Origin of the sequence: Kocuria flava (assembly GCF_001482365.1) — a bacterium.
GTDB classification, from domain to species: domain Bacteria; phylum Actinomycetota; class Actinomycetes; order Actinomycetales; family Micrococcaceae; genus Kocuria; species Kocuria flava.
The window spans coordinates 579,744-604,718 of sequence record NZ_CP013254.1 but is presented as its reverse complement, the minus strand read 5'-3'; the positions used below and the strand labels follow the sequence as shown (position 1 = coordinate 604,718).

21 protein-coding genes and 1 pseudogene are annotated in these 24,975 nt (G+C 73.7%); 8 read left to right on the top strand and 14 right to left on the bottom strand.

The features are described 5' to 3' along the window. Positions 1-2 precede the first annotated feature (2 nt). On the top strand, positions 3-1,322 hold the full coding sequence (locus tag AS188_RS02815) for an Nramp family divalent metal transporter (RefSeq protein ID WP_058857566.1): 1,320 nt from the start codon (positions 3-5) through the stop codon (positions 1,320-1,322). A 97-nt stretch (positions 1,323-1,419) separates the two neighbouring features. Here AS188_RS02815 and AS188_RS02810 read toward each other — a convergent pair whose 3' ends face one another. Continuing rightward, complete coding sequence (locus AS188_RS02810) at positions 1,420-2,292, bottom strand: hypothetical protein (RefSeq protein WP_058857565.1); 873 nt, start codon at positions 2,290-2,292, stop codon at positions 1,420-1,422. 158 nt (positions 2,293-2,450) lie between these two features. On the opposite strand from AS188_RS02810, the gene AS188_RS02805 reads away from it, so the two are divergent. The 4 genes from AS188_RS02805 (at position 2,451) to AS188_RS02790 (ending at position 6,558) form a co-directional block, all read left to right on the top strand. Beyond that, positions 2,451-2,996, top strand: a complete 546-nt coding sequence (locus AS188_RS02805) for a peptidylprolyl isomerase (protein ID WP_058857564.1) — start codon at positions 2,451-2,453, stop codon at positions 2,994-2,996. Positions 2,997-3,162: 166 nt separating this feature from the next. Further along, on the top strand, positions 3,163-3,951 hold the full coding sequence (locus AS188_RS02800; protein WP_058857563.1) for a rhomboid family intramembrane serine protease: 789 nt from the start codon (positions 3,163-3,165) through the stop codon (positions 3,949-3,951). 457 nt (positions 3,952-4,408) lie between these two features. Next, positions 4,409-5,101, top strand: coding sequence for a response regulator transcription factor (locus AS188_RS02795; protein WP_058857562.1), 693 nt, complete (start codon positions 4,409-4,411; stop codon positions 5,099-5,101). After that, positions 5,098-6,558 (top strand): sensor histidine kinase, encoded by a 1,461-nt coding sequence (locus AS188_RS02790; protein WP_058857561.1) that lies wholly within the window; start codon positions 5,098-5,100, stop codon positions 6,556-6,558. Before AS188_RS02795 ends, AS188_RS02790 begins: the two co-directional genes overlap by 4 nt. Here AS188_RS02790 and AS188_RS02785 read toward each other — a convergent pair. The 8 genes from AS188_RS02785 to arsB all read right to left on the bottom strand — a co-directional run bounded on the left by AS188_RS02785 (position 6,548) and on the right by arsB (position 16,544). Continuing rightward, a complete protein-coding gene (locus AS188_RS02785) occupies positions 6,548-7,549 on the bottom strand; it encodes a zinc-binding dehydrogenase (RefSeq protein WP_058857560.1) in 1,002 nt (333 codons plus the stop codon). The genes AS188_RS02790 and AS188_RS02785 overlap by 11 nt on opposite strands. A gap of 89 nt (positions 7,550-7,638) precedes the next feature. Further along, complete coding sequence (locus AS188_RS02780; protein WP_058857559.1) at positions 7,639-8,490, bottom strand: MSMEG_6728 family protein; 852 nt, start codon at positions 8,488-8,490, stop codon at positions 7,639-7,641. A 104-nt stretch (positions 8,491-8,594) separates the two neighbouring features. Further along, positions 8,595-10,268 carry a thiamine pyrophosphate-dependent enzyme gene (locus AS188_RS02775; protein WP_058857558.1) on the bottom strand — a complete coding sequence of 558 codons (1,674 nt, stop codon included), beginning with the start codon at positions 10,266-10,268 and terminating at the stop codon, positions 8,595-8,597. A gap of 315 nt (positions 10,269-10,583) precedes the next feature. Next, positions 10,584-11,999, bottom strand: a complete 1,416-nt coding sequence (locus AS188_RS02770; RefSeq protein ID WP_058857557.1) for a sugar porter family MFS transporter — start codon at positions 11,997-11,999, stop codon at positions 10,584-10,586. A gap of 193 nt (positions 12,000-12,192) precedes the next feature. Continuing rightward, a complete protein-coding gene (locus AS188_RS02765; RefSeq protein ID WP_058857556.1) occupies positions 12,193-13,383 on the bottom strand; it encodes an ROK family transcriptional regulator in 1,191 nt (396 codons plus the stop codon). A gap of 141 nt (positions 13,384-13,524) precedes the next feature. Continuing rightward, positions 13,525-14,943, bottom strand: coding sequence for an FAD-dependent oxidoreductase (locus AS188_RS02760; protein WP_083529200.1), 1,419 nt, complete (start codon positions 14,941-14,943; stop codon positions 13,525-13,527). 13 nt (positions 14,944-14,956) lie between these two features. After that, positions 14,957-15,400: an arsenate reductase ArsC gene (locus AS188_RS02755; RefSeq protein ID WP_058857555.1), complete on the bottom strand. Its 444-nt coding sequence runs from the start codon at positions 15,398-15,400 to the stop codon at positions 14,957-14,959. A 52-nt stretch (positions 15,401-15,452) separates the two neighbouring features. Beyond that, positions 15,453-16,544, bottom strand: a complete 1,092-nt coding sequence (gene arsB / locus AS188_RS02750) for an ACR3 family arsenite efflux transporter (RefSeq protein ID WP_058857554.1) — start codon at positions 16,542-16,544, stop codon at positions 15,453-15,455. An 84-nt stretch (positions 16,545-16,628) separates the two neighbouring features. On the opposite strand from arsB, the gene AS188_RS02745 reads away from it, so the two are divergent. After that, positions 16,629-17,003 (top strand): ArsR/SmtB family transcription factor, encoded by a 375-nt coding sequence (locus AS188_RS02745; RefSeq protein ID WP_058857553.1) that lies wholly within the window; start codon positions 16,629-16,631, stop codon positions 17,001-17,003. 16 nt (positions 17,004-17,019) lie between these two features. On the opposite strand, the gene AS188_RS02740 is transcribed toward AS188_RS02745, so the two are convergent. After that, positions 17,020-17,352: a glutaredoxin domain-containing protein gene (locus AS188_RS02740; RefSeq protein WP_058857552.1), complete on the bottom strand. Its 333-nt coding sequence runs from the start codon at positions 17,350-17,352 to the stop codon at positions 17,020-17,022. A 525-nt stretch (positions 17,353-17,877) separates the two neighbouring features. Between AS188_RS02740 and AS188_RS02735 the strand changes: the two genes are divergently transcribed. Beyond that, positions 17,878-18,681 carry a phosphatase PAP2 family protein gene (locus tag AS188_RS02735; RefSeq protein ID WP_236945032.1) on the top strand — a complete coding sequence of 268 codons (804 nt, stop codon included), beginning with the start codon at positions 17,878-17,880 and terminating at the stop codon, positions 18,679-18,681. Positions 18,682-18,846: 165 nt separating this feature from the next. On the opposite strand, the gene AS188_RS02730 is transcribed toward AS188_RS02735, so the two are convergent. The 4 genes and pseudogenes from AS188_RS02730 to AS188_RS02715 form a co-directional block, all read right to left on the bottom strand. Next, positions 18,847-19,191 carry a hypothetical protein gene (locus tag AS188_RS02730; protein WP_058857551.1) on the bottom strand — a complete coding sequence of 115 codons (345 nt, stop codon included), beginning with the start codon at positions 19,189-19,191 and terminating at the stop codon, positions 18,847-18,849. Positions 19,192-19,330: 139 nt separating this feature from the next. After that, positions 19,331-21,475 (bottom strand): annotated as a pseudogene (locus tag AS188_RS02725) (MMPL family transporter). Between the two features lie 308 nt (positions 21,476-21,783). After that, a complete protein-coding gene (locus AS188_RS02720) occupies positions 21,784-22,173 on the bottom strand; it encodes a universal stress protein (protein ID WP_058857550.1) in 390 nt (129 codons plus the stop codon). Positions 22,174-22,221: 48 nt separating this feature from the next. Continuing rightward, complete coding sequence (locus AS188_RS02715; RefSeq protein ID WP_058857549.1) at positions 22,222-23,685, bottom strand: APC family permease; 1,464 nt, start codon at positions 23,683-23,685, stop codon at positions 22,222-22,224. 129 nt (positions 23,686-23,814) lie between these two features. On the opposite strand from AS188_RS02715, the gene AS188_RS02710 reads away from it, so the two are divergent. Next, positions 23,815-24,876 carry a nitronate monooxygenase gene (locus tag AS188_RS02710; RefSeq protein ID WP_058857548.1) on the top strand — a complete coding sequence of 354 codons (1,062 nt, stop codon included), beginning with the start codon at positions 23,815-23,817 and terminating at the stop codon, positions 24,874-24,876. The last annotated feature ends 99 nt before the right edge of the window (positions 24,877-24,975 follow it).

Sequence of the window (24,975 nt, the reverse complement as noted above, 5' to 3'; positions counted from 1 at the left end):
GCATGGCCCACGAGAAGTTCGCCGACAAGGCGAGACGACCGCTGCCGGGGATCGACCCCGACGAACCGCTCGAGAAGGTCAGCGGCTGGAAGGTCGTGGGACCGGGCCTGGTCGTCGCGGCCACCGGCGTCGGCGCCGCGGACCTCGTCGCGACCCTCACCGCGGGCTCCCGCTTCGGCTACGGCCTGCTGTGGGCCGTGGTGCTGGGCACGGTCCTGAAGATCATCCTCGTCGAGGGCGCCGGGCGCTACTCCCTGGCCACGGGACGGACGATCTTCGAGGGCTGGCGCTCGCTGGGGAAGTGGACCACCGTCTACTTCGGCCCCTACATCATCATCTGGGGGTTCGTCTACGGCGCCACCGCGATGTCCTCGGCGGCGCTGCCGCTGGCGGCCCTGTTCCCGGTCCTGCCGCTGTGGGCGTGGGCCGTGCTGATGGGACTGCTCGGCTTCGCCATGGTCTGGTTCGGCCGCTACGCCGTCGTCGAGAAGATCGCCGCCCTGATGGTCGGGATCATGTTCGTGGTGGTGGTGGGTCTCGCGGTCCTGACGGTGCCCAACATCCCGGAGATGCTGCGCGGCTTCGTCCCGCTGATCCCCGAGGGCGGCGTGGTCTACACCCTCGCGCTGGCCGGCGGGATCGGCGGGACCATCACCCTCGCCGCCTACGGCTACTGGCTGCGCGAGAAGGGCTGGTACCGCCCCGGGTGGATGCGCGTCATGCAGCTCGACAACGCCGCTGCCTACACCGTGACCGGCATCTTCGTGGTGGCCATGCTCGTGGTGGGCGTCGAGGTGCTCTACTCCGCCGGGTACGCGATCAGCGCCGGCGACGAGGGGCTGCTCGAGCTGGGCGAGATCCTCAAGGACCGCTACGGCGACGTCATCGGCACCGCCTTCCTCGTGGGCTTCTGGGCGGCCTCCTTCTCCTCGCTGATCGGCGTGTGGTCGGGCGTCTCGCTGATGTTCGCCGACTTCTGGGGCAATCTGCGCGAGAAGCCCAGCGGTCACCCCGACACGATCACCGGCGGCAAGTACTTCCGCTTCTACCTGCTGTGGCTGACCTTCCCGCCGATGCTGCTGTTCCTGCTCGACCGCCCGGTCTTCCTCATCCTGCTCTACGGGGTGCTCGGGGCGCTGTTCATGCCGTTCCTGGCGATCACGCTGGTGTGGCTGCTGAACACCGACCGCACGCCCCGGCGCTGGCGCAACGGGGCCTTCACCAACGTGGCCCTGGCCCTGTGCGCGGTGCTCTTCATCGTCCTGGGCCTCTACCAGGCCTGGGACACGCTCCAGGACGTCGTGGCCTGGTTCCGGGGCTGAGCGCCCCGCGGCCCCCGGCACGGACCGGGGGCCGACGACGGAGCCCCCGGTCCCGCTGTGCGGGTCCGGGGGCTCCGTCAGGTGCGTGCCGGGGTGCTCAGGCCTCGTCCTCGGGCTTCTTGCCCTGGATCTGCTCCTTGACCTCGTGGATCGTGGTCTTGGCGTCCTCGCCGATCGACTGGGCGCCCTCCTTGGCCTCGGCGGCCGCGGCGGAGGTGCCGCCGGACTGCCCGGCCGGGGTGGTCGCGTCCTTGACGTCGTCGACCTGCACGCCGGTGCCGGCGGCCACGGTGGACTGCGGGGCGACCGGGGAGGCGCTGACCCGCGGGGAGGTCGCCGCGGGGGTCTTCCACGGGTCCTCCACCGGGCGGGAGGCCTTCCAGGCGGCCACGCCCGCCACGCCGCCGGCCACGAGCAGCCCCAGGACGAGCAGGCCCTTGTGCGAGCCCTCGGCCTTCTTCTGCTGCTTGGCGTAGTCCTTGGCGACCTTGGCGGCGGCCTTCTGGGCGTGGGCCACGGCCTTCTTGTCACCGGTCAGCTTCGCGACGATGGCCTCGAGCTGCTCGGGGGTGTCGGCGTCGGCGAACTTGCCGGCCAGCAGGGCGGCGGCACCGGCGTACTTCGCCTGGACCGCGGCGCGGCTCTCGGCGGCGCGGTCGGCGGCCTTCGCGGCCACCGGGGCGGCGGAGCGGGCGGCCTTCGCGGCGACCGGCGTGGCCACGGCGGCGGCCTTGAGCTTGGCGGAGTCGGAGAGGTCGTGGGCGCGGCCCAGGCCCTCCTGGACCCGCGGGCCCGCGGCGGCCACGCCGCCGGCGAGGGCGGCGGCACCGGCCTCGATGCCGTGCTGGAGCTTGGGCGCGAGGTCGCCGATCTCCTTCGACGCCCACTTGCCCGCGTCGAGGACCTTGCTCTCGGCGGCCTTCTGGGCCGCCGCGGCCTGCTTCTCGCTCCTGGACTTCCTGATGCTCATGAATCCATCCCTTCCGAGGGTCGTGTCGATCCACTGTCAGCATACGTGGGGTGCCCGCCGCGGTGGACTCCCCGCCGCGCGCTCCCGCGGGTTTTCACTGTGCGCTGAACCCCCCGGTGCCCCGGATGCGCCCCGGGGCACCGTGCAAGAATGGCCCCATGACTTCTGCCATCCCCACCGCCAAGGCGACGATCCACACCAACCACGGTGACATCGTCGTGAACCTGTTCGGCAACCACGCCCCGAAGACCGTCGAGAACTTCATCGGCCTCTCGGACGGCTCCCGGGAGTGGAGCGACCCGCGCACCGGTGAGAAGCAGTCCGGCCCGCTGTACAAGGACGTGGTCTTCCACCGGATCATCAAGGACTTCATGATCCAGGGCGGGGACCCGCTCGGTCAGGGCATCGGCGGTCCGGGCTACGAGTTCGACGACGAGATCCACCCCGAGCTGAACTTCAACGAGCCCTACGTGCTGGCGATGGCCAACGCCGGCAAGCGCAACGGCAAGGGCACCAACGGCTCCCAGTTCTTCATCACCACCGCCCCGACCACGTGGCTGCAGGGCAAGCACACCATCTTCGGCGAGGTCGCCGACGACGCCTCCCGCAAGGTCGTGGACGAGCTCAACGCCGTCCGCACCGGGGCGATGGACCGCCCGGTCGAGGACTGCGTGATCACCTCGATCGACGTCGAGCAGCTCTAGCCCCGCGGTCCGTCCGCGAGGATCCCCGCCCGCTCCGCACGCAGCCGGGCGGACCCACGGCGCAGGCCCGTCCGGAACGCTCCGGGCGGGCCTGCGCCGTCCCCTTCCCGGCCCGCGGGCCGGTCCGAGACCACCCCGGCCGCGCGCCGGAGCACGAGGAGTCCCAGTGAGCGGCGATCGACCGCAGTACGGCGCGAGCCCCGGGGGAGAGGTCCCCGTCTGCCCGCGTCACCCCGACCGGCCCAGCTACGTCGCCTGCCAGCGCTGCGGGCGGCCCGTCTGCCCGCAGTGCCAGCGCCCCGCCGCCGTCGGCGTGCACTGCGTGGACTGCGTCGCCGAGGCCGCGCGCTCGCGGCCCGTCCACCGCACGAGCCTCGGTGGGCGCGTCCCCCGCGGCTCCGCCCTGCTCGTGACGTGGACGCTCATCGGCGTGAACACCGCCGTCTACGCCCTGCAGTGGCTCGCCGGTCTGCTGGGCCTGAACCTCACCGCGGTGGCCTCCTACGCCCCGTTCCTGACGGCCTCGGAGCCGTGGCGGATGCTCACGAGCGGGTTCCTCCACTCGGTGGCCAACCCGCTGCACCTCGTGCTGAACATGTACATGCTCCACGTCTTCGGCCAGATGCTCGAGCCGGCGCTGGGGCGCGTCCGGTTCCTGCTGCTGTTCCTGGTCTCCGTGCTCGGGGGCTCGCTCGGGGTGCTGGTGCTCGCCCCGCCCTTCACGTTCGTGGTCGGCGCCTCGGGCGGGATCTTCGGGCTGTTCGGGGCCCTGTTCGTGCTGCAGCGGCACCTGGGGCGCTCGATCACCCCGATCCTCGTGCTGATCGGCGTCAACGTGGTCTTCGGCTTCGTCTTCCCCGGCATCGCGTGGCAGGCCCACCTGGGCGGGCTCGCCGCCGGTGCGCTGGTGGCCCTCGCCTACACGACGACCGCCCGCCGGCGCTCCGGGCGCTGACCGCGGAGCGCCCCGGGTTCTCCACAGAGGTTGTCCCCAGCTGTCGACAAATGCCACGGGTGTGCTTCCACAGGTGTGCACAACCGTGTGGACGCCGTCAGCGCGGGCTCCACAGCTGTTAATAACGCTGTGGACGGGGAACTGTGCACAACGTTCTCCACACCTGTGGACAACTTTGTGCACCGGGTGGGGAGAAGACCACGGCACGCGGGTCCACAGCGCCCGCCCGGGCACACGGGCCGCGGGGCACGGGCGGGCCGTGGTCTGCACCCGTCGGCGGACAGGGTCCGGGACGCGCGGACCGGCCGGCACGGACCCGGGGGCACGGCCGGCGGCGCTCCGGCCCGTCGCCGGGGCGGTCCGGGTGCCGGTGCGCGAGACTGGACCCGGACGGAGCGGGACCCGGCGGGGCGCCGGAGCGGCCGCGCCGGAGGAGGACCGGAGAAGGAGGGGCAGGATGCGGGCGCTGCTGGTCGAGGACGAGGTGGACCTCGCGGAGTCGCTGCGCCGCGGGCTGGGCCACGAGGGGTTCGTGGTCGACCTCGCCCACGACGGCACCACGGGCGCGTGGCTGGCGGGGGAGAACCCCTACGACGTCGTCGTCCTGGACCTCATGCTCCCGGGTCGCAACGGCTACGACGTCCTGCGCGGGATGCGCGAGGCCGGGAACTGGACCCCCGTGCTCGTGCTCACGGCCAAGGACGGGGAGTACGACCAGACCGACGCCTTCGACCTCGGCGCCGACGACTACCTCACCAAGCCGTTCAGCTTCCCGGTGCTCGTCGCACGGCTGCGCGCCCTCATCCGCCGCGGCGCTCCGGAGCGGCCCGTGGTGCTCGAGGTCGGCTCGCTGCGCCTGGACCCCGTCCGCCGCACCGTCCACCGCCGGGGCCGGCCGATCGAGCTCACCGCCAAGGAGTGGGTCGTCCTGCAGTTCCTCGTGCACAACGCGGAGCGCGTGGTCTCCAAGGCCGAGATCATGGACAACGCCTGGGACGCGAGCTTCGAGGGCTCGGAGAACATCGTGGAGGTCTACGTCGGGTACCTGCGCCGGAAGATCGACGCGCCCTTCGGGCTGAGCACGCTGCGCACGGTCCGCGGCATGGGCTACAAGCTCGTGGCCGACGACCCGGCGCCCGGGCAGCCGTGACGCGGCCCCGCCGGCTGCGGCCCGCCCGCTGGGGCGTGCGGGGTCGCAGCGCGGCAGCCGCGGCCCTGCTCGTGCTCGCGGTCGTCGCCGTCGCCGGGGCCGTGCTGCTCGAGGTGCTCGGGCGCACGGCGGTGAACGCGGCCCACGAGGAGGCCGTGGAGCGGCGGGCCGAGATCCTGCGGGAGCTCGGCGTGCCCCCGGGTCTGCTGGCGGGGGAGGCCGGCGCCGTGGCCGTGCGCACGGACGCCGAGCCCGGTGAGCTGCTGCTGCGGCTGGGCCGGCCCGGCGTGGTCGTCCAGCTGCTCGACCCCGGCGGCGAGGTCGTGGCCGCCTCCCCGGCGGCGGCGCTGGGCCTCGACCTCGACGTGCCCGCGCTGGACCCCGGGCAGTCCCACGACTCCGCGGACACGGGCCGCGCCGGGCTGCTGCGCACCACCGACTTCACATATGTCGCCGAGAGCATGTACATCGACGGGGTGCCGCGGACCCTCGTCGTGGCCGTGCCGATGTCCTTGCAGCAGGACGTCCTGCGCACCGTCGCTCTGTTCCTGCTGGTCGGCGGGCCGGTGCTCGCGCTCCTGGGCGCCGGGCTGCTGTGGTGGCTCGTGGGCCGGTCCCTGGCCCCGGTGCGGCGCATCACCGACCAGGTGCGCCGGATCGGGACCGCCCGGCTCGGCGAGCGCGTCGACGTGCCGCCCACCCGGGACGAGGTCGCCGCACTGGCACGGACCATGAACGGCATGCTGGAGCGGCTCGAGGCCTCCGACCGGGCGCAGCGGCGCTTCGTGGCCGACGCCTCCCACGAGCTGCGCAGCCCCCTGGCCACGCTGACCACCACCGTGGAGGTCGCCGCGGCGGACCCCACCGGCGCGTCCTGGACGGAGCTCGCCCCGGTGCTGCGCTCGCACGCGCAGCGGATGGGGCGGCTGGTGGAGGACCTGCTCGTGCTCGCCCGGGCGGACGACGCGGGGCTGGACCTCCGGGTGGCCGACACCGACCTCGACGACGTGGTGGGGGAGGAGCTGGCCCGGGTGCGGCCCGTGACCCGCCACGAGCTGCGGGCCCGGGTGGAGCCGGTGCGGGTCCGCGGCGACGGCGCCCGGCTGCAGCAGGTGCTGCGCAACCTGCTCTCGAACGCCGAGCGGCACGCCGTCTCCCGGATCGTGGTCGCCCTGCGCGCCGACGGGCAGGAGGCCGTGGTCACGGTGGACAACGACGGCCCGCCCGTGGCCCCGGCCGACCGGGAGCGGGTCTTCGACCGGTTCGTGCGCCTGGACGACTCCCGCGCCCGGGACACCGGGGGCTCGGGACTGGGACTGGCGATCAGCCGGGCGATCGTGGCCGCCCACGGGGGCACGGCCACGGCCGGTCAGACCCCGGAGGGCGAGTGCCGCTTCGAGGTGCGCCTGCCGCTGGCCGGTCCGGGGGAGCGTTCCGGAGCGCAGCTCAGAGCGTGACGGTGAGCTTCACGTGGCCGTGGCCGTGCTCCTCGGCGACCTGCAGCGCCTCGGCGATCCGCTCGAGGGGGTACTCGGGGCCGAGGCAGTACTCGACGTCGATCTCGCCCTCCGAGATCCGGCGCAGCGCCTCGCGGAAGGAGGTCAGGCCCGGCTCGGCCTGGGCGGCGACGGAGCACTGGATGCGCAGGCTCTTCCGGAAGGCCGTCCACAGGGGGATCTCCGTGGGGCCGTGGCGCTCGGGCAGGCCGAAGAGCCCCACGACCCCGCGGTCGGCGGCGAGCTCGACCGCCTGGTCCCGCAGGACGTCGTGGCCCACCGCCTCGATCACGAGGTCCGCCCCGCGTCCGCCGCTGACCTCGGCCACGACCGCGGCGAGGTCCTGCTCCGGCACCCGGACGGTGCGGGCGCCCAGCGCCGCGGCGATCTCGAGGCGGGGCTGCTCGAGGTCGGAGACCACGACGTGCTCGAAGCCCAGCCGCCAGGCCTCCTGGACGAAGAACAGGCCGGCGGAGCCGGCGCCCATCACCACGCAGGTGCCGGCCCGGCGGGCGGGGGTCTCGTGGGGCCAGAACTGGCGCATGGCGTAGAGGCACGTTCCGTACTGCTGGGCCATCAGCAGCCGGCGCAGCTGCGCGGAGTCCTCGGGGTCGGTGCCGGCGGGCAGCTCCACGACGTGCCGGTCGTCGAGCAGCTGCAGCTCGGCGAAGCACCCGCCCATCTCGCCCTTGGGGACGGTGAGCACGAGGGCGCCCACGGGCACGTGCTCGGAGCGGGACTCGACGACGACGCCGACGCCCTCGTGGCCGGGGTAGCCGGGGCGGGCGGGTCCCTCCTCGTGGAGCAGGCCGTGGAAGACCACGTGCAGGTCCGAGCCGCAGACCGCGGCGTGGAGCATCCGGACCACCACCTGCCCGGGCTCGCGCGCCTGCGGGTCGGGCCAGTCGGTGACGGTGATCGTGCCGGTCGCGGGGACGTGGGAGCCTCGCATGCGGACCTCCTCGGGGCCGGTGCGGACGCTCCGCCCGGTGCTCCCATGCTACCCAGGGGTACCGCGCCCGCCGCGGAACGGCGGCCGGGTCAGTGCTCCGCCGGCTCCTCCGGGCCCGGCCCGGCGAGGACGTCGGCGGCCGGCACGGCGAAGAGCGGGCGCGGGGACTGCAGTCGCGCGGGCGCCCTCAGCAGCCGGCGCGGACCCCGGCCGGTCCGCTCGAGCTCGAGGGAGAAGCCCGCCACCGCGTGGTGGACGTTCTCCGCGAGCACCGCCTGCTCCACGACCTGCTCCGGCCCCGGCGGACCGTGGAGCAGCAGCACCGGCTCCCCCTCCGCGGGCTCCTGCTCGAGGCGCTCGAGGGCGGCGGCCCAGTGGCTCTCGCGGACCCCCTCGGGGGCGCGGAAGGGCACGAGGACGGCACCGTCGGCCGCCGCGTGCGTCCCGGCGGCGAGCACCCACGCGCGCTCGCCCGGCGGCGGCTCCGCCGGGGGTGTGCGGTCGCCGGGCTCGGGCCAGACGTAGTCGAGCCCCGCCGGGTCCCCGGGGAACACGGACCGGTAGAACTGCTCGTCCTTGCGCAGCAGGTTCGACCGGTGCGAGCGGTGCAGCGCGTCGTCGCCCAGCCACGGTGGCGGCTCGGCCACGCCGTCCTCGGGCCACCGGTCCCACGCGCCGGGGGCGAACTCGCGGATCTGCCACCCGGTGCTGTCGGCCCCGCCGCGGGCGGTCCACTCGTCGACCATCGCCCGCCCGTAGGCGACGAGGGCCGGGACGTGATGGGACCACATCGCGGTCGCCGGGTGCCGCCACCAGCCGTAGCCGGGCACGGTCGCGGCGCGCAGCACCTGGAGGGTCTCCACCCGCTGCTTGCCGAGCCGGCGGCGGTCGAGGGCGCGCGCGGAGCGGGCGAAGTCGGGGTAGGGGAGGAAGGTCTGCACCCGCCCAGTCTGCTACGCGCACCCCGGCTCCACCACCGCCGGCCGCACCGCACCGTGCTCCTCGCCGGGCGGGGCGCACCCGGTGCGCCCCGCCCGGCGACCGGTCAGTAGGCCTTGGTGCGCTGCTCGACGATCAGGTGGATCAGCGCGAAGCGGCCCTGCTCGTCGATGGCCTTCCGGGCGGCCTCGAGCGCGGCGGGGATCTCGGCGTCGTTCTCCACCCGCACCCCGAACCCGCCGAAGGAGGCGGCCATCAGCGCGAAGTCGGGATTGGCCAGCTGGGTGCCCGAGACCCGGTGCGGGTAGTCGCGCTCCTGGTGGGTGCGGATCGTGCCGTACTCCTGGTTGTCCATCACGATCACCAGCGGGGTGGCCCCGTACTGGGCGGCGGTGGCCAGCTCCTGGCCGTTCATCAGGAACTCCCCGTCGCCGGCGATGGTCACGACCCGCCGGCCGGGGTAGCGCAGGGAGGCGGCCACCGCGGAGGGCACGGAGTAGCCCATCGAGCCGTTGCGGGCCGAGATCATCGAGGCGTAGCCGCGGGTGGGGAAGTAGCGGTGGGCCCAGTTGGTGTGCTCACCGGCCCCGAAGGTCACCATCGCATCGGCGGGCAGGCCCTTGACGAGCTCGGCCATCATGGTGTCCATCCGCGCCGGGCCGTCCCCGACGGTGGCGGTGGGGGTGGAGAAGGCGACCTGCTGGGCGCGCAGCCGGGCGGTCCACTCCTTCCACCCGTCCTTGACCGGCAGGTCGATGCGCACCAGGTCGCGCACGAACACGTCGGGCTTGGCCACGATCTGGTAGGAGACCGGGCCCGAGCGCCCGCGCAGGGACGGGTCGATGGTGACCAGGAAGTTCTTCTTCGCCCAGTCCTGGCGGACCAGGAAGCCGTTGGTGATCACGTCCCCGGGCACGGTGCCCACGAAGACCAGCAGGTCGGTCTCCTCCAGCAGGTCGTGGGTGGGCTTCGGGCGGCCGTAGCCGATCGGGCCCACGTAGGAGTCCGAGTCGAAGGGCACGGTGCCCTCGGTGCGCCACTCGGCCGCGGCCGGCAGGTGGTGCTCCTCCAGCCACCGCGTCAGCCCCTCGGCCCCGGCGGTCGTCCAGTCGTTGCCGCCGGTGACGAACAGGGGCTTCTCGGCCGCCGAGAGCGCGTCGCGCAGCGCCTTCCAGTCGTTGACGGTCATCCCGCCGGTGGCCACGGGGATCGGCGGGTGCAGGGTCGCGTCGATCTCGTGCTTGATGATGTCCTCGGGCAGGCCCACGACCACGGGCCCGGGGCGGCCGGAGCTGGCGGCGAAGAACGCCTCGGCCACGATCTCGGAGGCCCGCTCGGCGTGGTCGAGGACCATCACGCGCTTGGCCCCGGAGTCGAACCAGGCGTGCGGGTCGAACTCCTGGAAGGCCTCGCGGTCGCGGTGCTCGAAGGGGATCAGCCCGACGAACAGCACCATCGGGGTGGAGTCCTGCCAGGCGGTGTGCAGGCCCACGTGGGCGTTGGCCGCTCCGGGCCCGCGGGTGACCATCGCCACCCCGGGGACCGGGGTCATCTTCCCGTCGGCCTCGGCCATGTAGGCCGCCCCGCCCTCGTGGCGGCACACGACCGTGTCGATCACCGAGTCGTGCAGCCCGTCGAGCACGTCCAGGTAGGACTCCCCGGGCACCACGTAGGTGCGCTCCACCCCGTGGGCCACCAGGCTGTCCACGATCACGTGGCCGGCGGACTTGCGGGCGGGAGCGGAGTCGGAGTGCGCGGGGAGCGCAGTGGTCTGGGTCATCGGTGGATCCTTTTCGCCGTTGAAAAAGTGGGGAGGGAGCGTGGCCGGCCGTCGCACGGCGGCCCCGCGAGATCGTGGGACGGCGCACCGGAGATCATCCGGCGCGCCGTCGTCGCCCTCGAAAATACCCGACGGCGCGCCGATTCCGTGCGGCGGGGGTCACGTCGGGGTAAAGATTGCCGCACGCGTCCGGTCCGCCGCGGTGAGTCCGGCCGCCCCGCGGCGGGTCTCGCGTGACCTGCGCCACGGCGGACGACGGCGGGCCGCGACCTCCTGCAGGAGGTCGCGGCCCGCCGTCGTCGGTCCCGGGTGCGGTCAGTCGGCCATGTCCTCGAGCTCGATGCCGGTGGTCTCGCGGACCATCCGGATCGTGAACAGCAGCGAGACCAGGGCGAAGAACGCGTAGAGGCCGTAGGCCAGGCCCAGGGAGGCCGCCGCGAGGGCCGGGAAGGTCACGGTCACGACCCAGTTGGCGATCCACTGCACGAAGCCGGCGACGGCCAGGGCGGCCCCGCGGATCTGGTTCGGGAACATCTCGCCGAGGAGCACCCACATCATGGGGCCCCACGAGACGCCGAAGAAGACCACGAAGAGGTTGGCGGCCACCAGCGCGACCGGGCCGGCGGTCGGGCCGAGCACGGGGGCGCCGTCCACGAGCGGGGCGGTCGCGAAGATCACCGCGAGCGTGCCGAGCATCAGGGTCATGCCGCCGGAGCCGATGAGCAGCAGCCGGCGGCGCCCGACGCGCTCGACCAGGGCGATCGCCACCACGGTGACGACCACGTTGGTCACGGAGGTGATCACGGTGATCGTGAACGAGTCCGCCTCGGTGAAGCCCACCGACTGCCACAGCACGTTGGAGTAGTAGAAGATCACGTTGATGCCCACGAACTGCTGCAGGGCGGCGAGGCCGATGCCGACCCACACGATGGGCTTCAGCCCGGCCATCCGGCCCTTGAGGTCGGACATCCGCGGCTTGCGCTCGGTGCGCAGGGTCTGCTGGATCAGGCGCACGCGCTCGGTCGCGGAGGCCTCGCCCTGCAGGTCGGTCAGCACGGCGCGGGCCTCGTCCGCGCGGCCCTCGGCCACGAGGTAGCGGGGGGACTCGGGGATGGTGAACGCGCCGATCAGGTAGGCCAGGGCGGGCACGGCCTCGGCCATGAACATCCACCGCCAGGCCTCGAGGCCCCACCACAGGGGCTCGCCGGAGCCGCCGGCGAGGGCCGCCAGCCACGCGTCCACGGCCAGGGAGATGAAGATGCCGAGCACGATGCCCATCTGCTGCAGCGACCCGAGGCGCCCGCGCACGGAGGCGGGGGCGATCTCGGCGATGTAGGCCGGGGCGATGATCGAGGCCACACCCACGCCCACGCCGCCGACGACGCGCCAGAAGATCAGCCACTCGAAGCTCTCGACCACGCCGCAGCCGATCGCGCTGACGAGGAAGAGCACCGCGGCGATCTTCATGACGGGCACACGCCCGAGCCGGTCGGCGATCCGGCCGCCGAAGAACGCGCCGGCGGCGGCGCCGAGCAGGGCCGAGGCCACGGCGAAGCCCAGGGGGCCCGGGCTGACGCCGAACTCCTCCTGGATGGCCGAGACCGCGCCGTTGATCACGGCGGAGTCGTAGCCGAAGAGGAAGCCGCCGAAGGCGGCGATGATGCTGATCCGCAGGACTGCGGACTTGTTCGGACGCTCGGCGACGCCCGTGGTGGAGGGGTCGTGGCTCATCGCGCAGCTCCCTTGCTGGTGGAGAGGTTCGGCCGGCCGTGCCGGGGTCGGCACGGTCCCGGGGTCCCCGGGTGCCGCACCACCCGGGAGCGGGAGGTCCCACTGGCGCCGAGGGCTTCTGGTGATGCGGACAACACTAGGGCTCCCGCCCCCGTTGTGTCCATTGGTCGAACACGATGACGGAGCGGGACGCTCAGTCCCGCGGCGGTCCCACCGGCAGCTCCGCGTGCTGGAGCGCCACGATCACGGCGCCGGCCACGTGGGCCTGGAGGCCGAGCCGGGCGGGCTCGATCCGCAGCTCGCGCACGGCCCCGCGCACCCCGTAGCGGCCCACGATCTCGCGCAGCGGGCCCAGCAGCAGCTCCCCGGACCGGGCGAGCTCGCCGCCGACCACCACGAGCTCCGGGTTGAGGGTGTTGCACAGGTTGGCCACCGTGACGCCCAGGGTGCGGCCGGTGTCGCCGATGACGCGCGCGCAGCCGACGTCGCCGGCCAGCGCGGCGTCGACGACGTCCGCCAGGGTCAGGTCCGGTCCGTGGGTGCCGGCCAGCAGGTGCACGACCTCGTCCGAGGACACGAACGTCTCGAGGCAGCCGCGGTTGCCGCACCGGCACAGCCGCCCGCGCTCGTCGACCGTGGAGTGGCCGATCTCCCCGGCGGAGCCGGTCGCCCCCCGGTAGAGCCGCCCGTCGAGGACCAGGCCCGAGCCCACGCCGTGGCCCAGCTTGAGGTAGGCCATGTGCCGGGTGCCGCGCCCGGCGCCCCACGTGTGCTCGCCGAGGGCACCCGCGTCGGCGTCGTTCTCGACGACGACGGGCAGCCCCAGCAGCGCCGAGGCCTCGGCGCGCACGTCGATGCCGCTCCACGCGGGCAGGATCGCCCCGGCGCTGATCACCCGGCCCTCGAGGTCCACGGGGGCGGGCACCGTCAGACCGCCCGCCAGCACCCCGGAGCGGGGGACGCCGATCTCCTCGAGCAGCCGCTGCAGGGAGTGGTCGACGAGCCGGAGGTCCTCGTCGAAGCGGTGGCCCTCGGGCAGGTCGTGGCGGCGCTGGGCGAGGATCCGCTGGTTGAGGTCGGCCACGGCCACGGTCGCGTGGCGGTGGCCGACGTCGACGCCCAGGACGTGGCCCGCCGAGCCGCGGAAGGTGATGAGCTGCCCGCGCCGGCCGGCGTGGTCGGCCTCCATCACGAGCAGGCCGGCCCCGATGAGCTCGTGCACGATGTTCGACACGGTGGAGGGCGCCAGCGCCGTCCGGCGGGAGATCTGCGCCTGCGTCAGGCCGCCGTGGCGGCGGACGGTCTCGAGCACCCGCTGCTGGTTGGCGCTGCGCAGGGAGCTCTGCGAGCCGGGGCGGGGGTCGGCGCCCGGTGGTGCGGACATGCCAGCTCTCCTTCAGCGTCGAACGCGGTCCTGGTTCTTGATTGTAGTTGTCCTTCGGAGGTCGAAGACAAGAGGGCGCCCGGTCGGCGCTGCAGGGGCCGACCCGTGCCGACCACCACGTCCGTCCGGTGCGCCATGCGCTCAGCAGCAGGACGAGGACGGCAGGAACGGGGCGGCCCCGATGGTGACCGGCTGGGGCCCGGGGCGACAGGCAGCAACCGGCTCCTGTGCGGCAACCGGGGCGCAGCAGCCCTGCTCGTCCACGCCCGGTGGCGGAAGGTCGCAGGAGCCGCCGAGGTCGGTGGAGCACACCCCGGTCTCGGGCAGCACCAGCTGCACGTCGTCGGCGGCGTCCCGGTCCCCGGCCAGGGCCGCGGCGATGGAGCGGACCTGCTCGTAGCCGGTGGCCAGCAGGAACGTCGGAGCCCGCCCGTAGGACTTCGTGCCCACGAGGTAGAACCCGGTCTCCGGGTGGGCCAGCAGCGTCTCCCCGTGCGGGGCGACGGAGCCGCAGGAGTGGAACTCCGGGTCGATGAGGGGTCCCAGCCGGCGCGGGGCCTCCACGGCCGGGTCCAGTTCCAGGCGCAGCTCCGCGAGCATCGCGAGGTCGGGGCGGAACCCGGTCGCCGGGACCAGCAGGTCCACGGTGAGCTCCTCGTCCCCGGTGGGAGTCGTGGCGCGCACGGTCAGGCCGTCGTCGTCCGTGCCGAAGCCGGTGATGACGAAGGAGGGGTGCACCCGGATCGTGCCGGACTCCACGAGCCGGCGCAGCCGGGTGCCCAGCGCACCCCGGGCGGCCAGCTCGTCGCGGTCCTCCCCGCCGTAGACCCGGGTGACGTCGGCCGTGCGGACGGCCCAGCAGATGCGGGTGCCCGGCTCCTGCTCGGCCAGGGCGCCGAGCTCGAGCAGGGTGGTGGCCGCGGAGTGCCCGGCGCCGACCACGAGCACGCGGCGGCCGGCGAACCGGTCCCGGTCCCGGCCCGTGACGTCGGGCAGCGGGGCGGTGATCCGCCCGGCGGTCACGGCCTCGGCCTCGCCCGGGGCCGGCAGACCGGCCTGCCCCAGCGGATTGGGCCTCGCCCAGGTACCGGAGGCGTCGATCACCGCCGACGCCTCGAGATCCTCCACGGTCCCGCCGGCGTGCTGGACGCGGACCAGGAACGGGGTCTGCGCCCGGCCCGCGGTGCGGGTCCTGTCGAGGCCGGTCCGGGAGACGGCGACGACGCGGACCCCGGTGCGGAGGCGCCCCGACAGGACGGTGGCGAGGGGCTGCAGGTACTGCTCCACCAGCTCGGCGCCGGTCGGCAGCGCCTCGGGATCCGGAGCGGTCCATCCCCGGCTCGCCAGCAGCCGTGCGGCCGCGGCGTCGACGTCGTGGCGCCACGGGGAGAACAGCCGGACGTGTCCCCACTGCCGGACCGCGGCCCCCGCCGCGGGGCCCGCCTCGAGGACCAGGGGGGCGAGTCCGCGCTCGAGCAGGTGCGCGGCGGCGGCCAGGCCGACGGGGCCGGCGCCGATGACGACGACGGGCAGCTCGGCGGCCCCTGCGGTTCCGGTCATCGTGCGGTCCGCCTCAGCTCCTGGCGGTGCCGGCGGGCAGCAGCTCGGCGATCAGCGCCTGGATGCGGGCCCTGATCTCGTCGCGGATGGGCCGGACGGCCGCCACGCCCTTGCCGGCCGGGTCCTCCAGGACCCAGTCCTCGTAGCGCTTGCCCGGGTAGAACGGGCAGGCGTCCCCGCAGCCCATGGTGATCACCACGTCGGAGTCCTGCACCGCCGTGTCGGTGAGGATCTTCGGGGTCTGGGCGCTGATGTCGATGCCCTCCTCGGCCATGGCCTCCACGGCGGCCGGGTTGACGGCATCGGCCGGGGCGGAACCGGCCGAGCGGACCTCGATCCGCCCGCCGGAGAGGTGGGTGAGGTAGGCGGCGGCCATCTGGGACCGCCCGGCGTTGTGCACGCACACGAACAGCACTGAGGGCTTGTCCGTGGTTCCGGAAGTGGGCTCAGCAGCCATCGGGATCATCCGTTCTGTCGGGAGGGGAGGGGCGGAGCAGTGCCGTCGGCGGTCAGCGGGTGGGGACGGTGGCATCGCCGGGGAAGAGCGTCCGGCCTGCCCACAGGGACACGTAGACCAGGGCCACGAGCACGGGCACCTCGATGAGCGGGCCGACCACCCCGGCCAGGGCCTGCCCGGAGGTGACTCCGAAGGTGCCGATGGCCACGGCGATGGCGAGCTCGAAGTTGTTGCCGGCGGCGGTGAAGGCCACGGTCGTGGACTTCGCGTAGTTCAGGCCCAGCGCGCGGGAGGCGAGCAGGCCGATGCCGAACATGAGGAAGAAGTAGGCCAGCAGGGGCAGGGCGATCCGGGCGACGTCCCAGGGGTTGGAGGTGATCGCGTCGCCCTGCAGGGCGAAGAGCAGCACGATGGTGAACAGCAGCCCGTACAGGGCCCACGGGCCCAGCTTCGGCAGGAACGTGGCCTCGTACCAGTCGCGGCCCCTGACCCGCTCGCCCAGGGTGCGGGTGAGGAACCCGGCCACCAGCGGGATGCCCAGGAACACCAGCACGGAGAGCACGATGGACCACACGGAGAACTCCGCCGACGTGGTGGGCAGGCCCAGCCACGCGGGCAGGACCTGGAGGTAGAACCAGCCCAGGGCGCCGAAGGCGATCACCTGGAAGACGGAGTTGATCGCCACCAGCACGGCGGCGGCCTCGCGGTCCCCGCAGGCGAGGTCGTTCCAGATCAGCACCATGGCGATGCAGCGGGCGAGCCCGACGATGATGAGCCCGGTGCGGTACTCGGGCAGGTCGGGCAGGAGGATCCAGGCCAGGGCGAACATCAGGGCCGGGCCCACGACCCAGTTCAGCACCAGGGAGGCCCCCATCAGGCGCCGGTCCCCGGCCACGCGGTGGGTCTCGTCGTAGCGGACCTTGGCCAGGACGGGGTACATCATCACCAGAAGCCCGATCGCGATCGGCACCGACACCTCCCCGATCTTCACAGCTTCCAGGGCCGTGTTCAGGCCGGGGACGAAGCGGCCCAGCAGCAGACCGGCGACCATGGCCGCGATGATCCAGACGGGCAGCCAGCGGTCGAGGAAGGACAGGTCCTTCATCACCCCCTGGTGCGGGGCGGGGGCGGTGGTGGTGCTCATGGGCGGGCTCGGTCCTTCGCATCGACGATGATCTATCGGGAACACTAGGGGTCACATCGACATCCGTCAATGTAGGATGGGGGCATGACGCTCGCCCCCGTTCCTCAGGTTCCCGCCGCCGACCAGTGCGCCCCGGGCGCGCCGGGTGCGGAGTGCTGCTCGCTCTCGGGCGGGCCCGTGGGGGTGAATGACGCGCAGCGGATCGCCGGGCGGCTCAAGGCGCTGTCGGACCCCACCCGTCTGCGGCTGCTCTCCCACGTCGCGGCCCAGGGGTGCGATGCGGTCTGCGTGTGCGACCTGACCGCGGTGGTGGGCATCAGCCAGCCCACGGTCAGCCACCACATGAAGAAGCTGGTCGACGCCGGGCTGCTGATCCGCGAGCAGCGGGGGAAGTGGGTCCACTACACCGTGGTGCCCGAAGCCTTCGCCGAGCTGCGGGCGTTCCTCGACCTGCGCTGAGGGGCCGGGTCCGTGCTCAGGGGTGCGTGCGCGCCCCGGCGATCAGGGCCTTCGCCGCCGCGACCTGCGCGGGGGAGGCGGCCACGAAGTGCTCCTCCGCGGTCACGACGGTGGGCACGGTCGCGTTGCCGTCGTTGAGCGACTCCACGTGGGCGAGGGCGTCCCGGTCCTCCCAGATGTTCGTCCACACCGCACGGCCGGCCTCCTCGCCCAGGCCCCGCTCGAGCATGCTGCAGAACGGGCAGCCGGGCCGCCAGTAGACGGCCACCCCGCCGTCCGCGACGTGGCGGGCCGCCTCGGCCTGCGAGACCTCCGGGCGGGCCCTGCGGGCCGGGTCCTTCCTGAACACGGGCGCTCCTCGGGTCGGGGCCGGTCGGTGCGGTCCGGAACTCGGCCGATGTGCTGGTGGCGCCCCAGTCTAGTCGTGGACCGTCGCGCAGCGTCGTGTCCCCTTTTCAAGGGACACGGAGGCAGAAGTGGTGGAGCGGGCCGGGGTGACCGCGGTCTTCCATGACGCGGCTGCATCACTCTTCTCCGGTTGACCGACAGGATGATACGCATCGCGTTCCACGTGAAACGAGGACATTCCGGTGGATGTCGCCCCCTCCAGGTTGCGGAATCCGCCTTGTCCCCCGAAGTGCGGCTTGCCCGACCTCCCGTCGAGACGCAAGCGTCGGGAACGCCTCTACAGCTTCATGAATTGTCATCCTCTGAGTGGTCGCTGGTTCCCGGGGCGGAAAATCCACCGGAACCGGGCGACTCCCGCGCTGCCGTCCGTGACGGGAACGTGGCCCGTGTCATCGTGGTGGGCATGGCACACCCGGCGCAGCATCCTTCCCCCCGGCCGGCCCGCTCCACCTGGTCCCTCCCCCAGTTGCACCAGTGGCTCGTCGTCCCGCTCATCGTCGTGCTCCTCACGGCGACGGTCGGGCGCATGCTCGTGGTCACGCCCGAGGTGGGCGCGCGCGAGGCCCAGGTCATCGAAGGCCTGCAGATCCTCCGCACGGGCGCTCTCGACGCCCTCGCGCTGACGCTCCACCACGTCTTCTCCACGCCCGGCGCCCTCGCCGTGCTCGCCGCCCTCACCGCGTGGCTGGCCGTGCGCCGGCGGCGCCCGTGGGACGCCGCCGGCTTCGCCGTCACCGCCCTGTGCGGCTGGATCGCCGTCGCCATGCTCAAGGTCGTCGTCGGCAGGCCCCGGCCCGAGCCGCTGCTCCCGGCCGACGCCGCGGCCGGGGCGGAGGCCGTGCCCGTCGCCGAGCCCCTGGTCGTCGTGGAAGGACTGACCTCCTTCCCGTCGGGGCACACCGGCGCCGCCGTGGCGATCGCCGCGGCCTTCTGCCTGGCGATGCGCCGCTCCGGCCGGGCCCCGGTGCTGCTCGTCGCCGGGCTCGGCACGGCCGCCGTGGTGGCCTGGTCCCGGCTCTACCTCGGGGTCCACTACCCCCTCGACGTCCTCGCGTCCTTCCCGGTGGCCTGGGCCGGACTGGCCGTGGGCTGCGGTCTCGCCAACATCCTCGTGCCCGCCCTGGCCTACGGCTACGGCTGGCAGCAGGAGGGCGTCGAGCAGGTCGCGGAGCAGTCCGAGCAGCCCGCGGGAACCCCGGCCGAGCCGGCGCACCCCCGGACCGACAGGGTTCCCGTGGTCGCCCGGCGCGAGGACCGCAGCGCCGCCTGAGCGCCGGGCGCGGGGCGGGCGGTTCGCATCCGCGCCCCGAGAGCGGCGCGGTCGATGACCCCTTCGCGTGCGGCGGTGACCCGTGCCGGGCGGCGGTGCCGGGCCCGGTCGCGTCGTCGGGGGCGACGACGGGCCACCTCGCCCGGCAGCGGTGGTGCCGCCGGATCAGCTCCCGTCGTCGTCCTCCGCGCCGGAGCCGCCCTCCTGCTGGTCGTCCTCCTGCTGGTCGTCCTCGTAGGGCAGTTCGCCCTCGGTGGGGCCCTCGGCCTCCTCGGTGCCGGTCCCGCCGTCGCCGGCGCCGGTCTCCTCGCCGCCGGTGTCCTCGGTGTCGTCCGGCTCGGGAGCGGGGCTCTGCTCGATCTGCTCGCCCTCGTCGGTCTCGGTGTTGTCGCACCCGGCCATGCCGAGGGCGGCCACGGGCAGGACCGCCACGGCCAGGGCCCGCCGCCACCGGGCGCGGTGGGGGCGCTCCTGGCCCGGCTCGTCCTGGGGGTGCAGCTCGTCGCTCATGGGGATCTCCTCCGTGCGCTGTGGTGGGCCGGTCCCGCCCGGCCGGTGCCGCGGCGCGGTGCGCCTGCCGTTCCCGGCGGGAGGCGGAGCCTCAATCGTAAGCTGGCTGTCTGTTCGGGACAACCGTCCGACGTGCTCCTCAGGGCTCGATCCGGCGGTGGAGCGGCCACCAGATGCTGCGCCCGACGTCGTAGGTCAGGGCCGGCACGAGCAGTGAGCGCACGATCAGGGCGTCCAACAGCACGCCGAAGGCCACGATGAACGCCAACTGGACGAGGAACATGATCGGGATGACCGCGAGGGCCGCGAAGGTCGCCGCGAGCACGATGCCGGCCGAGGTGATCACCCCGCCCGTGAGGGTCAGCCCGCGCAGGATGCCGGCGCGGGTGCCGTGGACGAGCGACTCCTCCCGGACCCGGGACATCAGGAAGATGTTGTAGTCGATGCCCAGCGCCACGAGGAAGACGAAGCCGAACAGCGGCACGGAGGGGTCGGCGCCCGGCAGGTCCAGCACGTGGTTGAACACCAGGGCGGAGACGCCCAGGGCCGTGAAGAAGGAGACCACGGTGGTGAGCACCAGCAGCACCGGGGCCAGCACCGAGCGCAGCAGCAGCATGAGGATCAGCGTGATCACCGCGAGGATCACCGGGATGATCAGCGTCCGGTCGGCGATCGAGGTCTCGTTGGTGTCGAGGTTCGTGGCGGTCGTCCCGCCCACGAGGATCCCCTCGTCCACCGCGGAGAGGTTCGCCCGCAGCTCCCGCACGGTCTGCTCGGCGGCGGGCGAGTCCGCCGCGTCCTCGAGCGTGGCCTGCAGCTGGACGAGCCCCCGGGCCTCGGTGGGCTCGACCCCGGCGAACGGTCCCGCCGGCGGCGGGGCGTCCTCCCCGACGGGCAGCGTGCCGGAGGGGGAGTCGACGGCCACGACGGCCACGTCCGCGACCCCGTCCGTGTCCTCCACGGCGTCGACGGCGGCGTCGAGCTCTCCGGTGGGCACCAGCACGACCGCAGGGCTGCCGGAGCCGCCCGGGAAGCGCTCGGCCAGGGCCTCCTGGCCGTCCCGCGCCTGGGACTCGCCGAGGACCAGCTCGCTCTGCTCCACGCCCGAGGCCTGGAACTGGGTGGCGAAGCCCGCCAGGACGACCAGCACCGCGGTCGTGACGATCCAGATGGCCCGCGGGGCCCGGGCCACGAAGCGGGCCACGGAGGCCCACAGGCCCTTGCCCTCGACCGTGGGCCGTCCGCCGGCGCCGTGGTCCAGCACCCGCACCCGGTCCCCGCCCACCGGGTCGTGGCGGGGGCGGAAGGGCCAGAACGCGCCGCGGCCGGTGGCCCACAGCACCGCAGGGAGGAAGGTCAGGGCGGCGAGGATCGACATCACGATGCCCACGGAGGCGACGGGGCCGAGGGCCTTGTTCGAGGCCAGGTCGGAGAGCAGCAGGCACAGCAGCCCGGCGATGACCGTGGCGCCCGAGGCGACGACCGGCTCGACCGTGCCGCGCAGCGCCGCGCGCGTCGCCGCCGTCCGGCTCCGGTGGTGCAGCAGCGCGTCCCGGTAGCGAGCCGTGTACAGCAGCGAGTAGTCGGTCGCCGCGCCCACCACGAGGATGAACAGGATGCCCTGCACCTGCCCGCTGATGGTCACGAGCTCCGCGGAGGCCAGCCAGTACACCACCAGGATCGCGGCGCTCAGGGCGAAGACGGAGGTGAGCAGGACGAGGACGGGCAGGACGGGGGAGCGGTAGACGACCAGCAGGATCACGAACACGACCGCGAGCGCGACCCCCAGCAGCAGGCCGTCGATGCCCTCGAAGCCGGCCACGAGGTCGGCGGTGAACCCGGCCGGGCCCGTCACCCAGCTCTGCAGCCCCTCGGGGGCGTCCTCCTCGAGCAGGGCGGTGAGCGCCTCGACGTCCTCGCCGACCTCCCCGTCCCCGAGGGGAACGACGATCTGCAGGGCGTCCCCGTCCTCGGAGGGGAGGGGCGGGGAGGTCTCGCCCTCGCTGAGGCCCTCCTCCTAGACGGCGGCGGTGAGCTCCTCGGCCCAGGCCCGGTCGCCGGCCTCCAGGCCGCCCTCGCGCACGAGGAGCACGATCGCCGGGACGGCGTCCGAGTCGCGGAACTCGCCCTGCAGGTTCGTCACCCGGGTGGACTCGGTGGACTCGGGCAGGAAGCTCGACTGGTCGTTGGTGGAGACCTCGGAGATCTTGCCGAAGTACGGCCCGCCGACGCCGGCGACCGCCAGCCAGCCCACGATCAGCAGGGCCGGCAGGAGGATCCGCAGCCAGTGCCGGTGCCGGGCGCGGTGGCGGCCCTGCGGGGGCTCGGTCCCGCCCGGACCTTCCGGGGAGCGGTCCGCCCCGGAAGCGGCGTCCCGGGGCCCGGAGCGGTCGCCCGGGCGCCCGGGGCGGGCGTCGGCCCGGGCGCCGGACCCGTCGCCCACGGTGTCGGAGCGGGCGCCCGGAGCGGGGGAGGAGGGCATCGTTCGGCCTTTCGGAGCGCGGCGCGGCGGAAGCCACGGGGACCTGGGACGGACCTGCCCCGATCCTAATGCTTCGGAAACCGAAATAAAATCCTCGGGCGTGCCGGGGATCAGTCGTAGACGGCCTTGACGCACAGCACGGGGCAGGGGCTCTCCAGCAGCACGCGCTGGGCGGTGCTCGCCATGATGATCTTGCCGACCGGTGAGCGGCGGCGCAGGCCCAGGACGATCAGCTCCGCGTCGTGCTCCCGCGCGGTGTCGAGGATGACGTCCGCCGGGTCGCTGTCGTGGTCGGGCTGGCGCAGCTCGTAGCGCACCCCCGAGCGGGCCAGCTTCTCCTGCTCCACGTCGATGTCCGCCACGACCTCCGGCGGCTGGTGGCGCCTGGGCCGCGGCTGCACGACCACGAGGTCGGTCCCGCGGCGCTCGGCCTCGTGGATGGCGGCGTCGAGGGCCGCGTGTCCGGGGGCGGTGGGCATGTATCCGACGACGATGGTCACGGTCTCTCCTCGGGTGCGGGCGCGGCGTGGACGGGGTCGGGTGCGGCGTCAGGCCCCGCGGTGGGGGTCCCGGTCCGCGGGCTCGTCCTCCATGCGGGCGAGGTCCTCGGGGTGCTCGAAGCGCACCTTGCGGCCGAGGAACAGGCGGTCGTAGAGGAAGTTGATGATCCACAGGACCAGGCCGATCCCGATCAGGACCACGGCGATCTGGTACTCGATCGGGTCCTGGGCCCACGGGCCGATGAGGTAGGCGCACGTGATCGCGCCCAGCCAGGGGAGCACCTTGGGGGCGTGGAAGTAGTCGTGCGTCGGTGCGGTGTCCTTGCGCAGGATGATCGCCGCGATGTTGACCACGGTGAACACCCCGAGCAGCAGCAGCGCCGTGGTGCCGCCGAGGGCGCTCGCGGTCCCGCTCTCCAGGAGGTTGTTGATGACGACGATCAGGCCCATCGCGAGCAGGGTCGTGAAGACGATGGACGACCACGGGGTGCGCCGGCCGTGCAGCACGTGCCCGAGGAAGTCGGGCAGCACGCCCTGGCGCGCCATGCCGTAGAGCAGGCGGGAGGCCATGAGCATGTTGATCAGCGCGGTGTTGGCGACCGCGAAGATCGTGAGGAAGGGGTAGATGGTGTCGATCGGGATGTTCGGCGCGCCGATCCGGACCATGTCCAGCAGCGGGGTCGTCGACTCCCCGAGCACCCCGATCGGCACGACCGCCACGGTGAAGATCGACACGAGGATGTAGATCACGCCGGTCAGCCCGAGGCCGAAGAGCATCACCCGCGGGAAGTCGCGGCTGGGGTTCTTCGTCTCCTCGACCATGTTCACCGAGTCCTCGAAGCCCACGAAGGAGAAGAACGCCAGGGAGGTCACGGCGGTCAGGGCGAGGAAGATCCCTTTGTCCTCCGAGGTCTCGAAGACCATCGTCTGGCTGAAGTCCGCCTGGCCCTGGAAGGCCGCCCAGAAGCCGACGAGGATCACGATGAGCAGACCGGTCAGCTCGATGCTCGTCAGCACCACGTTGAAGGCCAGGCCCTCCGTCACGCCGCGGATGTTGATGGCGGCGAGGATCCCGATGAAGACCACGGCGATCACGGTGACGGTCGTGGTGTCCGGCTCGAGGCCGAAGCCGCGGGCGAAGTTGGAGGCCACCGCCGAGGCCGCCGTCGAGGCGGAGGTCAGCCCGGAGCTGAGCACGGCGAAGGTCACCAGGAAGGTGACGAAGTGGATCCCGAAGGCCTTGTGCGTGTACAGCGCGGCGCCGGAGGCCCCCGGGTACTTGGTGACGAGCTCGAGGTAGGAGAACGCGGTGATCGTCGCGACCACGAACGCCACGAGGATCGGGGCCCATGCCGCGCCGCCGATCTCGCCGGCGATGTTGCCGGTGAGGGCGTAGACGCCCGTGCCGAGGATGTCGCCCACGATGAACAGCAGGAGCAGACCGGGCCCCATCACCCGCTTGAGCTCGGGCTGCGGACGGGACCGTGCCTGGGAATCGGCGGACTGTGTCATCGCTCGCCTCGCCTCGCATCGTTTTCGTGCCGGGCGCGGCCCGGCGGACAGTGACCGTTCGCACAGCCTATGCCAGGACCGGGTGCCGCGCAGGGTGACGTCCCGCCCGGGCCTCCCTAGCCTGGGGGCATGAGCACCGGTGCCCGCTTCCGCCTGTCCGACCTGCGCCTGCCCGTCGTGGGCGCCCCCATGGCGGGCGGGCCCTCCACGCCCGCCCTCGCCGCGGCGGTCACCGGCGCCGGCGGCCTCGGCTTCCTCGCGGCGGGCTACCGGCCCGTGGACAGGCTGGCCGCCGACGTCGAGGAGGTGCGCGGGCGCACCGACGGCCCGTTCGGGGTCAACCTCTTCGTCCCCGACCCCGCGGCCGGGCACCCCGGTGCGGACCTCCGCCGCGCGGTGGAGGACTACCGCCGGGCCCTCGCACCCGAGGCCGAGCGCCTGGGCGCCGAGCTGCCCGCCGTCGACCCGGCCGACGACGACGCCTGGGCGGAGAAGCTCGAGCTCGTCGAGCGGCTGCGCGTGCCGGTGGTCTCCTTCACCTTCGGGCTGCCGCCGCAGGAGGTCCTCTCCCGGCTCGCCGCCGCCGGCTGCACCACCGCGGTCACCGTCGCCTCCGTCCCCGAGGCCGTGGACTCGGCACGGGCCGGGGCGGACCTGCTGGTGGTGCAGGGCCCCGAGGCCGGTGGTCACCGGGGCACCCACCGCGTCGACGCCGTGCCGGGGGAGGAGCCGCTGCCGGCGCTGCTGGGCGCCGTGCGCGCGGCTGTGGACGTGCCGCTGGTGGCGGCCGGCGGGATCGCCTCGGCGCGGGACGCCGCCGCCCTGCTGGACGCCGGGGCCGCCGCGGTGCAGGTCGGCACCCTGCTGCTGCGCACCCCCGAGGCCGGCACCTCGGCGCCGTACCGGGAGGCGCTCGCCTCGGGCCGCTACTCCGGCACCGCGGTGACCCGGGCCTTCTCCGGGCGGTGCGCCCGGGGGCTGCGCAACGGCTTCCTGGAACGCTACACGCATATGGCGCCAGCGGCATATCCGCAGGTCAACCAGCTCACAAAACCGCTCCGGGCGGCTGCGGCCCGGGCCGGGGACCCGGAGGCGATCGCCCTGTGGGCCGGGACCGGGTCCGCCGCCGCACGGGAGGCGCCGGCGGCCGAGGTCGTGCGGGAGCTCGTCGCCGGGCGCTCCGCCCGCTAGACCGCGCCGGGCGTCGTCGAGGAGCACGACGGACGCGGTCTCCCCGCGGTCCGGCCGACGCCGGAGCGTGCGCGGCGTCCCGGCCGCGGTCGCGGCGCG

Excerpts from the sequence above, each read along its gene's own strand:
- AS188_RS02815 (WP_058857566.1), top strand. The coding sequence starts at position 3 with ATGGCCCACGAGAAGTTCGCCGACAAGGCGAGACGACCGCTGCCGGGG.
- AS188_RS02810 (WP_058857565.1), bottom strand. The coding sequence starts at position 2,292 with ATGAGCATCAGGAAGTCCAGGAGCGAGAAGCAGGCCGCGGCGGCCCAG.
- AS188_RS02805 (WP_058857564.1), top strand. The coding sequence starts at position 2,451 with ATGACTTCTGCCATCCCCACCGCCAAGGCGACGATCCACACCAACCAC.
- AS188_RS02795 (WP_058857562.1), top strand. The coding sequence starts at position 4,409 with ATGCGGGCGCTGCTGGTCGAGGACGAGGTGGACCTCGCGGAGTCGCTG.
- AS188_RS02785 (WP_058857560.1), bottom strand. The coding sequence starts at position 7,549 with ATGCGAGGCTCCCACGTCCCCGCGACCGGCACGATCACCGTCACCGAC.
- AS188_RS02775 (WP_058857558.1), bottom strand. The coding sequence starts at position 10,268 with ATGACCCAGACCACTGCGCTCCCCGCGCACTCCGACTCCGCTCCCGCC.
- AS188_RS02770 (WP_058857557.1), bottom strand. The coding sequence starts at position 11,999 with ATGAGCCACGACCCCTCCACCACGGGCGTCGCCGAGCGTCCGAACAAG.
- AS188_RS02765 (WP_058857556.1), bottom strand. The coding sequence starts at position 13,383 with ATGTCCGCACCACCGGGCGCCGACCCCCGCCCCGGCTCGCAGAGCTCC.
- AS188_RS02760 (WP_083529200.1), bottom strand. The coding sequence starts at position 14,943 with ATGACCGGAACCGCAGGGGCCGCCGAGCTGCCCGTCGTCGTCATCGGC.
- AS188_RS02755 (WP_058857555.1), bottom strand. The coding sequence starts at position 15,400 with ATGGCTGCTGAGCCCACTTCCGGAACCACGGACAAGCCCTCAGTGCTG.
- arsB (WP_058857554.1), bottom strand. The coding sequence starts at position 16,544 with ATGAGCACCACCACCGCCCCCGCCCCGCACCAGGGGGTGATGAAGGAC.
- AS188_RS02745 (WP_058857553.1), top strand. The coding sequence starts at position 16,629 with ATGACGCTCGCCCCCGTTCCTCAGGTTCCCGCCGCCGACCAGTGCGCC.
- AS188_RS02730 (WP_058857551.1), bottom strand. The coding sequence starts at position 19,191 with ATGAGCGACGAGCTGCACCCCCAGGACGAGCCGGGCCAGGAGCGCCCC.
- AS188_RS02715 (WP_058857549.1), bottom strand. The coding sequence starts at position 23,685 with ATGACACAGTCCGCCGATTCCCAGGCACGGTCCCGTCCGCAGCCCGAG.
- AS188_RS02710 (WP_058857548.1), top strand. The coding sequence starts at position 23,815 with ATGAGCACCGGTGCCCGCTTCCGCCTGTCCGACCTGCGCCTGCCCGTC.